Source organism: Pseudomonas extremaustralis, assembly GCF_900102035.1.
In the GTDB taxonomy this organism is placed as follows: domain Bacteria; phylum Pseudomonadota; class Gammaproteobacteria; order Pseudomonadales; family Pseudomonadaceae; genus Aquipseudomonas; species Aquipseudomonas extremaustralis.
The window spans coordinates 3,071,834-3,086,728 of record NZ_LT629689.1; the positions used below are offsets into that span (position 1 = coordinate 3,071,834).

The following is a 14,895-nucleotide window of genomic DNA, read 5'->3' on the forward strand; positions in this document are numbered from 1 at the left end:
ACCCAAGGAGCCACAATACACATAGAAGCTCTATGCACGCCTTGCGGACATAGACGTTTCACGCCGCCCCCACCCAACAATGACACTTAACAGCGGCCCCAGCAGCATTCCAATTATCAAGGCCGCTACTATAAACATCGACACCGGCATCTGCCCGGTAACCCAGCCCAAAAATGAAAGAGACACACCCTGTTGGTTTTCCAGCATGAAACCCAACACCACTAGCACAATAATCAATATAGCCAGCACTACAACGACGCGCTTAACCCCACGCATAACTTTCTCCTACCCCAAAAACACTCAGACGCCTTCTTCTTCATCTTCGTTCACCCGATCCCGCAATTCCTTGCCTGGCTTGAAGTGAGGCACAAACTTGCCATCGAGGCTGACGGACTGCCCAGTTTTTGGGTTACGACCCACACGAGGCGCACGGTAGTGCAACGAAAAACTCCCAAACCCCCGGATCTCAATCCGATCCCCGGTCGCCAGGCACTGGGACATTTGCTCGAGCATGGTCTTGATAGCCAGCTCCACATCCTTGGATGAGAGCAGCCCTTGATGGGTGACAATTCGTTCGATCAACTCCGACTTCGTCATATTTTTCCCTTCTTTTTCAAGCAGCTAGGAAAAGCGCTTCGAAGGTTTTAGCATGAGTTGATGAATTTGAACAGCCCAGTCGGCAACTTATATGCGGGATGGATCGCAGGCCTTTGAAGGCTCTTTCCACGCTCAATTACAGATCACCAACATGGTACGGGTCACGGCACCGGCAGGGTTCCAACCGAACAGGTAGTCGCCCTCCTCGTCCTTGGCGTCACTGGAACGGGTGATCACCTTGTAGCCCAGCTGCTTGCACTCCCGGGTGGCGCGTTTCTCGCACTTTTCCCAGCTGTTGCCAAGGCCTGAACAATCCACCTCAATACCACTGACACCGCGCTTGGCGTGAGTCTTGGCGCTGGTGGAGGAGCAGCCCGCAAGCACTGCCACTGCGAGCACTACGATAAGCCTGTTCATTCAAATCCTTATTGAAACAACAACGCCCAACGCGCTTTTGTTAAGACTATAGTCAGTTCTGACCGTCGTCGGCGCCTCTTGGTTCTCGCTTGTTGCTTCAACAAATTTCAGGCACAAAAAAGGGCGACCGAAGTCGCCCTTTTTCTATGGTCTGACAGAACTCAGTTCTGTTTTTCCATTTGTGCACGCAGCAGGTCGCCCAGAGTGGTCGGACCCGAAGCGATGTCAGAGGTAGCTGGCTTGTCGCGCAGGCTCTGGATAGCTTCTTTCTCTTCGATCTCGTCCTTGGACTTGATGGAGAGTTGGATCACGCGGCTCTTGCGGTCAACGCTGATGATCTTGGCTTCTACTTCCTGGCCTTCTTTCAGAACGTTACGCGCGTCTTCAACGCGGTCACGGCTGATTTCGGAGGCTTTCAGAGTCGCTTCGATATCGTCGGCCAGAGTGATGATGGCGCCTTTGGCGTCAACTTCTTTCACAGTGCCCTTAACGATTGCGCCTTTGTCGTTCTCTTGAACGTACTCGGAGAACGGATCGCTTTCCAGTTGCTTGATACCCAGGGAGATGCGCTCGCGCTCTGGGTCAACCGACAGGATAACGGTGTCCAGCTCGTCGCCCTTCTTGAAGCGACGAACAGCTTCTTCGCCCACTTCGTTCCAGGAGATGTCGGACAGGTGAACCAGGCCGTCGATGCCGCCGTCCAGACCAATGAAGATACCGAAATCTGTGATCGACTTGATGGTGCCGGAGATTTTATCGCCCTTGTTGAACTGGCCAGAGAAATCTTCCCATGGGTTAGATTTGCACTGTTTGATGCCGAGGGAGATACGACGACGCTCTTCGTCGATGTCCAGAACCATAACTTCCACTTCGTCGCCGACTTGTACGACTTTCGAAGGGTGGATGTTTTTGTTGGTCCAGTCCATTTCGGAAACGTGTACCAGGCCTTCCACGCCTTCTTCCAGCTCAGCGAAGCAGCCGTAGTCGGTCAGGTTGGTCACACGCGCGGTCACGCGAGTGCTTTCTGGGTAACGGGCTTTGATAGCGACCCATGGATCTTCACCCAGTTGCTTCAGGCCCAGGGAAACACGGTTGCGTTCGCGATCGTATTTCAGAACCTTGACATCGATCTCGTCGCCAACGTTGACGATTTCGGAAGGATGCTTGATACGCTTCCAAGCCATGTCGGTAATGTGCAGCAGGCCATCGACGCCACCCAGATCGACGAATGCGCCGTAATCGGTGAGGTTCTTGACGATACCTTTGACTTGTTGGCCTTCCTGCAGGGATTCCAGCAGAGCTTCACGCTCGGCGGAGTTCTCTGCTTCCAGGACGCTGCGACGGGAAACGACAACGTTGTTGCGTTTCTGGTCGAGCTTGATGACCTTGAATTCGAGTTCTTTGCCTTCCAGGTGCGTGGTGTCGCGCACTGGACGAACGTCGACCAAAGAACCTGGCAGGAACGCACGGATGCCGTTAACGTCGACAGTGAAGCCGCCTTTAACCTTACCGTTGATAACGCCCTTGACCACTTCTTCAGCTGCGAAGGCTGCTTCGAGAACAATCCAGCATTCAGCGCGCTTGGCTTTTTCACGGGACAGCTTGGTTTCACCGAAACCGTCTTCAACCGAGTCCAGAGCAACGTGAACTTCGTCACCGACATTGATAGTCAGGTCACCAGCATCGTTGTAGAACTGTTCCAGCGGGATCAGAGCTTCAGACTTCAGACCAGCGTGAACGGTTACCCAGCGAGCTTGGTAATCGATATCAACGATAACACCGGTGATGATGGAGCCTGCCTGAAGGTTCAGGGTTTTTAGGCTTTCTTCAAAGAGTTCCGCAAAGCTTTCGCTCATTTTAATTCCTGTTGATAAGGGCGAAGAATACGCCCATCTCCACACCCCAGACGGTATGGGTCAGTTTCAATTAAAAGAAGCACCACAGGACTATGACTGGTCCCCTGTAGCCTTCTTGGTCACCCGGTGATATCGCGAAGGGCGATCTCACTCAAGATGCGTTCCAGCACCTGCTCGATGGACAACTCCGTGGAATCCAGCTGTATGGCATCAGCCGCCGGCTTGAGCGGGGCTACTGCACGCTGGGTATCACGCTCATCGCGTGCACGGATCTCATCTAGCAGACTCGACAGACTAACACCATCGACTTTGCCCTTCAACTGCAAGTAGCGGCGGCGGGCTCGCTCCTCGGCGCTGGCGGTCAGGAAAATCTTCAGCGGCGCATCCGGAAACACCACGGTGCCCATGTCACGACCATCGGCCACCAGGCCCGGCGGCTCCTGAAACGCCCGCTGGCGCTGCAGCAATGCGTCGCGCACGGCCGGCAGTGCGGCAACCTGGGACGCCCAGGAACCGACCTGTTCGTTGCGCAGGTCATCGGTCACATCGTCGCCTTCAAGGATGATGCGCTGAGGATGACCTTCCGTCGCCCCGACGAACTGCACATCGAGGTGCGCGGCCAGCAGCTTCAGGGATTCTTCATTGGTCAGGTCGACACCATGGTTGCGTGCGGCAAATGCCAGCAGGCGGTACAGCGCGCCAGAATCCAGCAGGCACCAACCCAGGCGCCTGGCCAGGATGCCGGCGATCGTGCCTTTGCCCGAGCCGCTCGGCCCGTCGATGGTAATCACCGGTGCTTTGATATTCACAATTGAGCCTCTTGGGCAACACGGATGCCGACTTGGGCACACAGTGTAAGAAAGTTCGGAAAAGACGTAGCAACATTGGCGCAGTCATGGATACGAATCGGCGCCGCCGCCCGCAGGGACGCCACGCTGAAAGCCATGGCAATCCGGTGATCGCCATGGGCATGCACTTCACCACCGCCCATCGGGCCACCGTCGATGATAATCCCATCGGGAGTCGGTTCACACTTCACCCCCAATGCCAGCAGACCGTCAGCCATGACTTGGATACGGTCGGACTCCTTCACACGCAGCTCTTGCGCGCCACGCAATACGGTTCGCCCTTCAGCGCAGGCCGCAGCGACAAACAGCACTGGGAATTCATCGATCGCCAACGGCACCAGCGCCTCGGGAATCTCGATCCCCTTGAGCACCGCCGCACGTACCCGCAGGTCGGCGACAGGTTCACCGCCCACTTCACGTGGGTTCTCCACGCTGATATCTGCGCCCATCAGCCGCAGGATGTCGATCACGCCCGTGCGCGTCGGGTTGATGCCGACATGCTCCAGTAACAGTTCGGAACCCTCGGCAATCGAAGCCGCCACCAGGAAGAATGCCGACGAGGAAATATCCCCTGGCACTTCTATATGGGTCGCGGTCAACCCATGACCCGACTCCACTGACGCCGTCGCCCCCTCCACCACCACCGGATAACCAAAACCGCGCAACATGCGCTCGGTATGGTCACGGGTTGGCGCAGGCTCGGTCACCGAGGTCTTGCCTTCGGCATACAAACCCGCCAGCAACAGGCAGGACTTGACCTGCGCACTGGCCATCGGCATGGAATAGCTCATGCCTTTCAGGGCTTGCCCGCCCCGAATGGTCAGCGGCGGACGCCCTTCGGGACCGGTCTCGATCACCGCCCCCATTTCCCGCAGCGGCTTGGCCACACGGCTCATCGGGCGCTTGGACAGGGAAGCATCGCCAGTCAACACGCTGTCGAAACGCTGCGCCGCCAGCAACCCGGCGAGCAGGCGCATGGACGTACCGGAGTTGCCCAGATAGATCGGCCCCGGCGCCGGCTTCAAGCCGTGCAAGCCCACGCCATAGATGGTCACGCGCCCGTGGTGCGGCCCTTCAATCACCACGCCCATGTCGCGAAACGCCTGCAGCGTCGCCAGGGCGTCTTCGCCCTCAAGGAACCCTTCGACCTCAGTCACGCCCTCGGCCAACGAACCAAGCATGATCGACCGATGGGAGATCGACTTGTCGCCCGGTACCCGGATACGCCCGCTCAAGCGGCCGCCCGGGTTGGCGAGGAAGATCAGGTCATCGGCGTTCACAGCGGTTTCCATATAGGCCCGGCGCGCCAGGATCTTGCTGAAATGCTCGCGCGCCACCCGTGCACGGGTGAACACACCCAATAATTGATGGCCATCCCCGGCGTCGACCGCGTCGCGCAAGGCGTCAAGGTCGCTGCGGAAGGTGTCCAGGGTGCGCAACACGGCTTCGCGATTAGCGAGGAAGATGTCGTGCCACATCACCGGGTCGCTGCCGGCAATGCGCGTGAAATCACGGAAGCCACCGGCGGCATAACGGAAAATCTCAAGGTTCTCGTTGCGCTTGGCCAGGGAGTCCACCAGGCCGAACGCCAACAGATGGGGCAAATGACTGGTCGCCGCCAGCACTTCATCGTGGCGCTCGACCTGCATGTGCTCCACATCCGCCCCCAGCTCACGCCAGAGACGGTCCACCACGGCCAGCGCAGCCGGATCGGTTTGTTCCAGTGGCGTCAGGATCACCTTATGCCGACGGAACAACTGCGCATTGGACGCTTCCACCCCGCTCTGCTCGGAACCGGCAATCGGATGCCCCGGCACAAAGCGCGGCGGCATGCTGCCAAAAGCATGCTGTGCCGCCCGCACGACATTGCCCTTGGCACTGCCGACGTCGGTCAGGATCGCTTGTCCGAGGTCCATGCCAGCCAACACCGCCAGCAACTTCTCCATGGCCAGGATCGGTACGGCAAGCTGGATCACGTCAGCGCCCTGGCAGGCGAGCGCCAGGTCCGCCTCACAGCGATCCACCACACCCAGCTCAACCGCCAACTGGCGCGATTGCGGGTCCAGGTCCACGCCAACCACTTCGCCACATAGCCCGCTTTCACGTAGGCCCTTGGCGAAGGAGCCGCCGATCAATCCCAGGCCGACCACCACCAGGCGACCGATCATAGGCACAACAGGTTGCAGAGCTGTGACATCAACCACGAGCCAGGACCTTGGCCAACGCCTCCAGGAAGCGGCTATTTTCAGCCGGCAGACCGATGGTGATACGCAGGTGGTTCGGCATGCCATAGTTGGCCACCGGACGCACGATCACGCCTTCGCGCAACAGACCCTGGAACACCGGGGCAGCTACTTGGCCGAGGTCGACGCAGATGAAGTTGCCCTTGGAGGGAATCCAGCCCAGGCCCAGTTCACGGAAGCCTTCCTGCAGTTGCAGCATGCCGCTTTCGTTGATGCGACGACCTTCTTCCAGGTACTCGACATCCTTCACCGCCGCACACGCTGCCGCGAGGGCAAGGCTGTTGACGTTGAATGGTTGGCGCACGCGGTTCAGTACATCCGCGACCACCGCGGTGGACAAGCCGTAGCCGACGCGCAGCGACGCCAGGCCGTAGGCCTTGGAGAAGGTGCGCGATACCAGCAGGTTCGGGTAGGCCGCCAGGAAGTCCAGGCCATCCGGCAAGTCAGCGCCTTCGGCGTACTCGATGTAGGCTTCGTCGAGCACCACCAGCACGTGCTCCGGCACGTCTTGCAGGAATTCGTTCAGCGCCTGCTCATCGAACCAGGTACCGGTGGGGTTATTCGGGTTAGCGATAAATACCACGCGCGTCTGTGCGTCGATCGCTGCCAGCATCGCCGGCAGGTCATGGCCCCAGTCCTTGGCAGGAATCACGCGCGCATCGGCACCGACGGCCTGGGTGACGATCGGATAGACCGCAAAGGCGTGCTCACTGAACACGGCGTTCAGGCCCGGCGCCAGGAAGGCGCGGCCGACCAGCTCAAGAATGTCGTTGGAGCCGTTACCCAGGGTCACCTGATTCAGCTCGACGCCACACTTTTGCGCCAGCAGGGACTTGAGGGCAAAACCATTGCCGTCTGGATAACGGGTCAGCTCGGCCAGCTCTTCGCGAATCGCCGCCAGTACTTTGGGGCTTGGGCCCAGCGGGTTTTCGTTACTGGCCAGCTTGACGATCTTCGCCGGGTCCAGGTTCAACTCACGCGCCAGCTCGTCCACCGGTTTACCCGGAACGTAGGGCGACAGTTGTTGCACGCCCGGCTGAGCCAGGGCGAGGAAGTTGGCACTCATGTTAACGCCTCACAAAACCGCTTTCGGGTAAGAGCCCAGCACCTTGAGTGCCACGGCCTCCTGACTGATTTTTTCCAGCACGCCTTTGACCAGCGGGTCACGGTGATGGCCGACGAAGTCGATAAAGAACACGTAGGTCCATTTACCACTGCGCGAAGGACGCGTCTCGATGCGTGTCAGGTCAATCCCGTTGTCGTGGAACGGCACCAGCAGCTCATGCAGCGCACCGGGCTTGTTGCTCATGGAGACGATGATCGAGGTCTTGTCGTCGCCGGTCGGCGGCACTTCCTGGTTGCCGATCATCAGGAAACGCGTGGAGTTGTCCGGGCGGTCCTCGATTTTCTCGGCCAGGCGCGTCAGGCCGTAGAGGCTCGCGGCCATGTCACCGGCGATCGCCGCCGAGTTCCACTCACCCTTGACCCGCTTGGCCGCTTCGGCGTTGCTCGACACCGCCACGCGCTCGACATTCGGGTAATGGGCGTCCAGCCACTTGCGGCACTGGGCCAGGGACTGGGCGTGGGAATAGATGCGGCTGATGCTGTCGGTCTTGGTGTTCTCGCCCACCAACAGGTGATGGTGGATGCGCAGCTCGACTTCGCCGCAGATCACCATGTCGTGCTCGAGAAAGCTGTCGAGGGTGTGATTGACGGCGCCTTCGGTGGAGTTTTCCACCGGCACCACGCCAAAATTCACCGCGCCGGCCGCCACTTCACGGAACACTTCGTCGATCGCCGCCATCGGCTTGCTGATCACCGCATGACCAAAGTGCTTCATGGCTGCCGCCTGGGTGAAAGTCCCTTCCGGACCGAGGTAAGCCACCTTCAGCGGCTGCTCCAGGGCCAGGCACGACGACATGATTTCACGGAACAAGCGCGCCATCTCTTCGTTACCCAACGGCCCCTTGTTGCGCTCCATCACACGCTTGAGCACCTGGGCTTCACGCTCAGGCCGGTAGAACACCGGCACTTCGCCTTCAGCCAGGGAGGCCATCTTCACCCGTGCCACTTCCTGGGCGCAGCGCGCACGCTCACTGATCAGCTCCAGGACTTTTTCGTCCAGGCTGTCAATGCGTACGCGCAAGGCCTTGAGTTCTTGCTCAGACATTAGCCGTGTTCCTTTTCGAACTCTGCCATGTAGGCCACCAGCGCGTTGATGGCGTTGATATCGACAGCGTTGTAGATGGAGGCGCGCATGCCGCCGACCGAACGGTGCCCCTTGAGGTTCAGCAGGCCACGCGCCTCGGCACCGGCCAGGAACGGCTTGTCCAGACGGTCGTCGGCCAGGCGGAACGGTACGTTCATCCACGAGCGGTCGGTCAGGTTGATCGGGTTGCTGTACAAACCGCTGGCATCGATGAAGTCGTACAGGGTGCGCTTCTTCACTTCGTTGAGCTTGCCCATGGCAGCCACACCGCCCTGCTCCTTGAGCCACTCAAACACCAGGCCCGACAGGTACCAGGCGAACGCCGGCGGCGTGTTGTACATCGAGCCGTTATCGGCCGCGACCTTGTAGTTGAGCATGGTCGGGCACAGCGAACGGGCGCGGCCCAGCAGGTCTTCGCGGACGATGTTGACCAGGATACCGCTCGGGCCGATGTTCTTCTGCGCACCGGCGTAGATCATGCCGTACTTGGACACATCGATAGGGCGCGAGAGGATATCCGAAGACATATCGCACACCAGCGGCACGTCACCCACCTGCGGCACCCAGTCGAACTCCAGGCCGCCGATGGTTTCGTTGGCCACGTAGTGCACGTAGGACGCGTCCTTCGACAGCTTCCACTCGTTCTGACCTGGAATCGCGAAGTAATCGTAAGGCTTGGCAGTACCGGCGACGTTGACGTTGCCGTAGCGCGCAGCTTCTTCGATGGCTTTCTGCGACCAGATACCGGTGTCGATGTAGTCGGCCGTGCCGTCTTCGGGCAGCAGGTTCAGCGGCACCTGGGCGAACTGCTGGCTGGCGCCGCCTTGCAGGAACAGCACTTTGTAGTCGGAGGGAATGTCCAGCAGGTCGCGCAGGTCCTGCTCGGCCTTGGTGGCAATGGACACGAACTCATCGCTGCGATGGCTCATTTCCATCACAGAGAGGCCTTTTCCATGCCAATCGAGGAGTTCACCCTGCGCACGCTGCAGGACTGCTTCAGGAAGCGCCGCGGGACCGGCACAGAAGTTATAGGCTCTCTTGCTCACATCCAATCTCACTCTGATCTGGTGGGGTGGTGCAATAAATCGGATATTAACTGCTAACGCTGCCTGTAGGAGCGAGCTTGCCCGCTCCTACAGGGGGAGCATCGATATTTCAAAGGGGACAAACAACAAGGGGGCGAATCTTCATCCGCCCCCTGTATGTCCGCTTATTCCTGCGGTTCTTCTTCGTCTGCGGCAGCGTCGAGGGTCGGTTCGTCGACGCTGTCATCGCCGGTTGCGATCACCTCGCCTTCAAACGCTTCACCTTCAAGCTCTTCGCCTTCGACTTCCGACGGCTCCTGGACACGCTCCAGGCCAACCAGTTTTTCGTCCTTGGCCAGCTTGATCAGGGTCACGCCCTGGGTGTTACGGCCCAGGCTCGACACTTCAGCCACACGGGTACGCACCAGGGTGCCCTGGTCGGAAATCAGCATGATTTCCTCGCCATCGAGCACCTGGACCGCGCCGACCAGACGGCCGTTGCGGTCGTTGCTGACCATGGCGATCACGCCCTGGCCGCCACGCTTGTACTCCGGGAATTCGCTGATGGCGGTACGCTTGCCATAACCACGCTCGGAAGCGGTAAGGATCTGGCTGCCTTCTTCCGGGATCAGCATCGAAATCAGCTTCTGCCCTTCCGGCAGGCGCATGCCGCGCACACCGCGGGCGGTACGGCCCATGGCGCGAACGTCGGATTCCTTGAAACGGGTGACCTTGCCGCCATCGGAGAACAGCATGACTTCACGCTCGCCATCGGTGATGGCTGCGGAGATCAGTACGTCGCCTTCGTCCAGCTCCAGGGCGATCAAACCCACACTGCGTTGACGGCTGAAGGATTCCAGCGGGGTCTTCTTCACGGTGCCTTTGGCAGTGGCCATGAAGATGAAGTGACCTTCGGTGTATTCCTCGACCGGCAGCATGGTGGTGATGTATTCATCACTGTCCAGCGGCAGCAGGTTGACCAGCGGACGACCACGGGCGGCACGGGAGGCCTCCGGGATTTCGTAGGTTTTGAGCCAGTACACCTTGCCCTTGCTGGAGAACAGCAGCAGCGTGGTGTGGCTGTTGGCGACCAGCAGGTGAGCGATGTAGTCCTCATCCTTCACGCCGGTAGCCGATTTACCTTTACCACCACGGCGCTGGGCCTGGTACGCAGCCAGGGGCTGGGTCTTGGCGTAGCCACCGTGGGAGATGGTCACGACACGCTCTTCTTCCGGGATCATGTCACCCAGGGTCAGGTCGAGACGGGCATCGAGGATTTCGGTGCGGCGCACGTCGCCATATTCGGCGCGGATCACTTCCAGTTCTTCGCGGATCACTTCCATCAGGCGCACGGCGCTGTTGAGGATGCGGATCAGCTCGCCGATCTGGTTGAGGATCTCCTGGTACTCGGCCAGCAGCTTCTCGTGCTCCAGGCCGGTCAGGCGGTGCAGGCGCAGTTCCAGGATGGCCTGGGCCTGTTCCGGCGACAGGAAATACTTGCCGTCGCGCAGACCGTATTGCGGGTCCAGGGTCTCGGGACGGCAGGAGTCGGCGCCGGCGCGCTCAACCATCGCCACCACGGCGCTGGATTCCCACGGCATCTTGATCAGCGCTTCCTTGGCTTCCGACGGAGTCGGCGAAGCCTTGATCAGGGCGATCACCGGGTCGATGTTCGACAGCGCAACCGCCTGGCCTTCCAGGATATGGCCGCGCTCGCGAGCCTTGCGCAGTTCGAACACGGTACGGCGAGTGACTACTTCACGACGGTGACGGACGAAGGCTTCCAGCAGATCCTTGAGGTTCAGGATGCGCGGGCGACCGTCGATCAATGCAACGACGTTGATCCCGAACACGCTTTGCAGCTGGGTCTGGGCGTAGAGGTTGTTGAGGATGACCTCGGGCACTTCGCCACGACGCAGCTCGATCACCACGCGCATACCGTCTTTGTCGGACTCGTCGCGCAGCTCGGTGATGCCTTCGAGTTTCTTCTCCTTGACCAGCTCGGCGATCTTCTCGATCAGACGCGCCTTGTTCAACTGGTACGGGAGCTCGGTGATAACGATCTGCTGACGACCACCGACCTTGTCGATGTCTTCGATGATCGAGCGGGCGCGCATGTAAATGCGGCCGCGACCGGTGCGATAGGCTTCGATGATGCCGGCGCGACCGTTGATGATCGCGGCGGTCGGGAAGTCGGGACCGGGGATGTATTGCATCAGCTCATCGACGGTCAGCTCGGGGTTGTCGATGAGGGCCAGGCAACCGTCGATGACTTCACCGAGGTTGTGCGGCGGGATGTTGGTGGCCATGCCCACGGCGATACCGCTGGAACCGTTGACCAGCAGGTTGGGAATCCGGGTAGGCATGACGGCCGGGATCATTTCGGTGCCGTCGTAGTTCGGCACCCAGTCCACGGTTTCTTTGTGCAGGTCGGCCAGCAGCTCGTGCGCCAGCTTGGTCATGCGCACTTCGGTGTATCGCATGGCCGCGGCGTTGTCGCCGTCGACCGAACCGAAGTTGCCCTGGCCGTCTACCAGCAGGTAGCGCAGGGAAAACGGCTGGGCCATCCGAACGATAGTGTCGTACACCGCAGTGTCGCCGTGAGGGTGATACTTACCGATCACGTCACCGACAACACGGGCAGATTTCTTGTACGGCTTGTTCCAGTCGTTACCCAGCTCGCTCATCGCGAACAGCACACGCCGGTGCACGGGCTTCAAGCCATCGCGCGCATCAGGCAGTGCCCGACCGACAATTACGCTCATCGCGTAGTCGAGGTAGGACTGTTTCAGCTCGTCTTCGATATTGACCGGGAGGATTTCTTTGGCCAGTTCGCCCATGAGAAGCCTGATTCCTTTTTCGGGTGAAACCTCGTCACATCCATATGGGACGAACGAAGCTCGCCGCTGCCGGCAAAGTGCCTGACAACGACTTACGACAAATCAACGAGTTATGACACGGATCTGCACGTTATGGGCCACCCCTCGGGGCGGCCCTGGAAACCGCCGGATGTTATCACAATCGCCGCCACGCACCTATCCCCCAGATGGGCAAGGAGCATAGTAAGTTGACGGACGACAGGCTTGAGGGCGACGAGAGGGGCTCAGAGCCCGGTCCACCCCCGATTTCGGTGACAAATAGGCTTAATGCAGACGTCTACGGCACATCAACTGGGCCAGCTTGGCGGTGTCCGGTCGCTCGACGATGCCTTTTTCAGTCACGATCACGTCGATCAGGTCGGCCGGGGTCACGTCGAACACCGGGTTGTAGGCCTCTACGTCAGCGGTAAAGCGCTGCCCGGCGACTTCCAGCAACTCGCCGGCATCGCGCTCTTCCAGGGCGACGTCATCGCCGGTGGCCATCATCAAATCCAGGCTGGAGCTCGGCGCCACCACCATGAAGCGCACGCCGTGGTGCATGGCGCACACCGCCAACTGGTAAGTGCCGATTTTGCTGATCACATCGCCATTGGCGGCGATGCAGTCGGCGCCGACGATCACCCAGGTAACGCCCTTGGTCTTGAGGATATGCGCGCCCGCAGAGTCGGCATTCACCGTGACCGGCACGCCTTCGCCCGCCAACTCCCAGGCGGTCAACCGTGAGCCTTGCAGCCATGGGCGGGTTTCGTTGGCGTAGACCTGCGCGACCATGCCTTCCAGGAAGGCGGCGCGGATCACGCCCAGGGCCGTGCCGACCCCGCCTGTGGCCAGGGCGCCCGCATTGCCATGGGTCAGGATGGCCTGGGCATTGCCCTGATGCTTGCGGATCAACTCCACGCCCAATTGCGCCATGGTCAGGTTGGCTTCGCGGTCGCTTTCATGGATCGCGATGGCTTCGGCTTCCAGCATCATCAACGGGTCGGCGTGTTTCTTGAGGCGGTCGAGGCGGTCACGCATGCGCTTGAGGGCCCAGAACAGGTTGGAGGCGGTCGGGCGGGTATCGGCAAGCAGTGCGTAGTCTTCTTCCCACGCGGCCTGCCAGTCACCGCCCTCGGCGATTCGCTCGCGGGCTGCGAGCACCAGGCCATAGGCGGCGCTGATACCGATGGCCGCCGCGCCGCGCACCACCATCGAGCGAATGGCCGCCGCGACCTCATCGACCGTCGAGCAGGTCACCCAGCTTTCCCGGGATGGCAATACTCGCTGATCGAGCAAATGCAGTGCGCCATCATGCCAATCGATGGCCTTCACTTTCTCCGCGGCCAACAGTCGATCGCGCATCCCTCACCCCGCTCTCATGAACAAAAGCCGCCGATTATAGCGATCCGCCAGCCAGGACGCTCGGGTATACTTCGCCCTTCTTTGATAGCTGCCCCGGAAGAAGCCCGCAATGACCTCCACTGCTGCCCCGCTCGACTTGCTGTTGCTGCCGACCTGGCTGGTACCTGTCGAGCCCGCCGGTGTAGTACTCAAGGACCATGGCCTGGGTATCCGTGATGGGCGCATCGCTTTTATCGGCCCACGGACGGCGGCGTTGAAGCTTTCGGCCCGCGAAGTGCGGGAGCTGCCGGGCATGCTGCTCAGCCCCGGCTTGATCAACGCCCACGGGCATGCGGCGATGAGCTTGTTCCGCGGCCTGGCCGATGACCTGCCGCTGATGACCTGGCTGGAAAAACACATCTGGCCCGCCGAGGCCAAACGGGTCGACGAAGCCTTCGTCCGCGACGGCACCGACCTGGCTATCGCCGAACAGCTCAAGGGTGGCATCACCTGCTTCTGCGACATGTACTTCTACCCCAAGGTCGCCAGCGACTGCGTGCATAACAGCGGGATGCGCGCACAGATAGCGATCCCGATCCTCGACTTCCCGATCCCCGGCGCCAGCAGTGCCGATGAGGCGATCCGCCAGGGCATCGAGCTGTTCGGCGACCTCAAGCACCACCCGCGCATCAAGATTACCTTCGGTCCCCACGCGCCCTACACGGTGAACGATGACAACCTGGAAAAGATCCGGGTGATCGCCGAAGAACTGGACGCAGGCATCCACATGCACCTGCACGAGACCGCCCATGAGGTACAACGGGCTGTCGAACAGACCGGCGAACGTCCATTGGCGCGCCTGGGTCGCCTCGGGCTGCTGGGCCCGCGCTTCCAGGCCGTTCACATGACCCAAATCAGCGAGGACGACCTGGCTTTGCTGGTAGAAAGCAACACCAGCGTGATCCACTGCCCGGAATCGAACCTGAAACTGGCCAGCGGCTTCTGCCCGGTGGAGCGTCTGTGGCAAGCTGGCGTCAATGTGGCCATCGGCACCGATGGCGCCGCCAGCAACAATGACCTCGACCTGCTGGGCGAAACCCGCACCGCCGCGATGCTGGCCAAGGCCGTCGCCGGTTCGGCCACCGCCCTGGATGCGCACCGCGCGCTGCGCATGGCCACCCTCAACGGTGCCCGGGCCATGGGCATGGAAAGCGAGATTGGCTCGCTGGAAGTAGGCAAGGCGGCGGATATTGTGGCTTTCGATCTTTCAGGGCTGGCGCAACAACCGATCTACGATCCGGTCTCACAGCTTATATATGCCACCGGACGCGATTGCGTGAAACACCTTTGGGTCGCCGGCAAGCAGTTGCTCGACGATCGGCAATTGACCCGCATGGATGAGCAACAGTTGACCGCCATGGCCATCGCCTGGGGCCAACGCATCAGCGGGCACCACGAATAACGCCGGTGCTGAACCCGTGCGTTCAGCACCGCCCACCGA

12 protein-coding genes are annotated in these 14,895 nt (G+C 60.5%); 1 reads left to right on the forward strand and 11 read right to left on the reverse strand.

The genetic code is table 11. The features are described from left to right. Positions 1 to 30 precede the first annotated feature (30 nt). The 11 genes from BLR63_RS14060 to mtnA all read right to left on the reverse strand — a co-directional run bounded on the left by BLR63_RS14060 (position 31) and on the right by mtnA (position 13,415). Positions 31 to 276, reverse strand: a complete 246-nt coding sequence (locus BLR63_RS14060) for a lipopolysaccharide assembly protein LapA domain-containing protein (protein ID WP_010566507.1) — start codon at positions 274 to 276, stop codon at positions 31 to 33. Positions 277 to 300: 24 nt separating this feature from the next. Then, a complete protein-coding gene (ihfB, locus tag BLR63_RS14065) occupies positions 301 to 597 on the reverse strand; it encodes an integration host factor subunit beta (RefSeq protein ID WP_003218804.1) in 297 nt (98 codons plus the stop codon). A gap of 132 nt (positions 598 to 729) precedes the next feature. After that, complete coding sequence (locus tag BLR63_RS14070) at positions 730 to 1,014, reverse strand: hypothetical protein (protein ID WP_010566506.1); 285 nt, start codon at positions 1,012 to 1,014, stop codon at positions 730 to 732. A 161-nt stretch (positions 1,015 to 1,175) separates the two neighbouring features. Further along, a complete protein-coding gene (gene rpsA, locus BLR63_RS14075; protein ID WP_010566505.1) occupies positions 1,176 to 2,870 on the reverse strand; it encodes a 30S ribosomal protein S1 in 1,695 nt (564 codons plus the stop codon). Positions 2,871 to 2,989: 119 nt separating this feature from the next. Continuing rightward, entirely contained in the window at positions 2,990 to 3,679 is a 690-nt protein-coding gene (cmk, locus tag BLR63_RS14080) for a (d)CMP kinase (RefSeq protein WP_010566504.1), read from the reverse strand. Further along, on the reverse strand, positions 3,676 to 5,886 hold the full coding sequence (locus tag BLR63_RS14085) for a bifunctional prephenate dehydrogenase/3-phosphoshikimate 1-carboxyvinyltransferase (RefSeq protein WP_010566503.1): 2,211 nt from the start codon (positions 5,884 to 5,886) through the stop codon (positions 3,676 to 3,678). Before BLR63_RS14085 ends, cmk begins: the two co-directional genes overlap by 4 nt. Positions 5,887 to 5,914: 28 nt before the next feature. After that, positions 5,915 to 7,027 carry a histidinol-phosphate transaminase gene (gene hisC / locus BLR63_RS14090; protein WP_010566502.1) on the reverse strand — a complete coding sequence of 371 codons (1,113 nt, stop codon included), beginning with the start codon at positions 7,025 to 7,027 and terminating at the stop codon, positions 5,915 to 5,917. 9 nt (positions 7,028 to 7,036) lie between these two features. After that, positions 7,037 to 8,131, reverse strand: a complete 1,095-nt coding sequence (pheA, locus tag BLR63_RS14095; protein WP_010566501.1) for a prephenate dehydratase — start codon at positions 8,129 to 8,131, stop codon at positions 7,037 to 7,039. Beyond that, positions 8,131 to 9,216 (reverse strand): 3-phosphoserine/phosphohydroxythreonine transaminase, encoded by a 1,086-nt coding sequence (serC, locus tag BLR63_RS14100; RefSeq protein ID WP_010566500.1) that lies wholly within the window; start codon positions 9,214 to 9,216, stop codon positions 8,131 to 8,133. Before serC ends, pheA begins: the two co-directional genes overlap by 1 nt. A 164-nt stretch (positions 9,217 to 9,380) precedes the next feature. Beyond that, a complete protein-coding gene (gyrA, locus tag BLR63_RS14105; RefSeq protein WP_010566499.1) occupies positions 9,381 to 12,035 on the reverse strand; it encodes a DNA gyrase subunit A in 2,655 nt (884 codons plus the stop codon). A gap of 303 nt (positions 12,036 to 12,338) precedes the next feature. Then, positions 12,339 to 13,415 (reverse strand): S-methyl-5-thioribose-1-phosphate isomerase, encoded by a 1,077-nt coding sequence (mtnA, locus tag BLR63_RS14110; protein WP_010566498.1) that lies wholly within the window; start codon positions 13,413 to 13,415, stop codon positions 12,339 to 12,341. 109 nt (positions 13,416 to 13,524) lie between these two features. Here mtnA and BLR63_RS14115 point away from each other — a divergent pair, with 109 nt between their 5' ends. Then, a complete protein-coding gene (locus tag BLR63_RS14115; protein ID WP_010566497.1) occupies positions 13,525 to 14,856 on the forward strand; it encodes a TRZ/ATZ family hydrolase in 1,332 nt (443 codons plus the stop codon). The last annotated feature ends 39 nt before the right edge of the window (positions 14,857 to 14,895 follow it).

Bases quoted from the DNA above. Each gene is read 5' to 3' on its own strand.
- BLR63_RS14060 (WP_010566507.1), bottom strand. From the start codon at position 276: ATGCGTGGGGTTAAGCGCGTCGTTGTAGTGCTGGCTATATTGATTATT.
- ihfB (WP_003218804.1), bottom strand. From the start codon at position 597: ATGACGAAGTCGGAGTTGATCGAACGAATTGTCACCCATCAAGGGCTG.
- BLR63_RS14070 (WP_010566506.1), bottom strand. From the start codon at position 1,014: ATGAACAGGCTTATCGTAGTGCTCGCAGTGGCAGTGCTTGCGGGCTGC.
- rpsA (WP_010566505.1), bottom strand. From the start codon at position 2,870: ATGAGCGAAAGCTTTGCGGAACTCTTTGAAGAAAGCCTAAAAACCCTG.
- BLR63_RS14085 (WP_010566503.1), bottom strand. From the start codon at position 5,886: ATGATCGGTCGCCTGGTGGTGGTCGGCCTGGGATTGATCGGCGGCTCC.
- hisC (WP_010566502.1), bottom strand. From the start codon at position 7,027: ATGAGTGCCAACTTCCTCGCCCTGGCTCAGCCGGGCGTGCAACAACTG.
- pheA (WP_010566501.1), bottom strand. From the start codon at position 8,131: ATGTCTGAGCAAGAACTCAAGGCCTTGCGCGTACGCATTGACAGCCTG.
- gyrA (WP_010566499.1), bottom strand. From the start codon at position 12,035: ATGGGCGAACTGGCCAAAGAAATCCTCCCGGTCAATATCGAAGACGAG.
- mtnA (WP_010566498.1), bottom strand. From the start codon at position 13,415: ATGCGCGATCGACTGTTGGCCGCGGAGAAAGTGAAGGCCATCGATTGG.
- BLR63_RS14115 (WP_010566497.1), top strand. From the start codon at position 13,525: ATGACCTCCACTGCTGCCCCGCTCGACTTGCTGTTGCTGCCGACCTGG.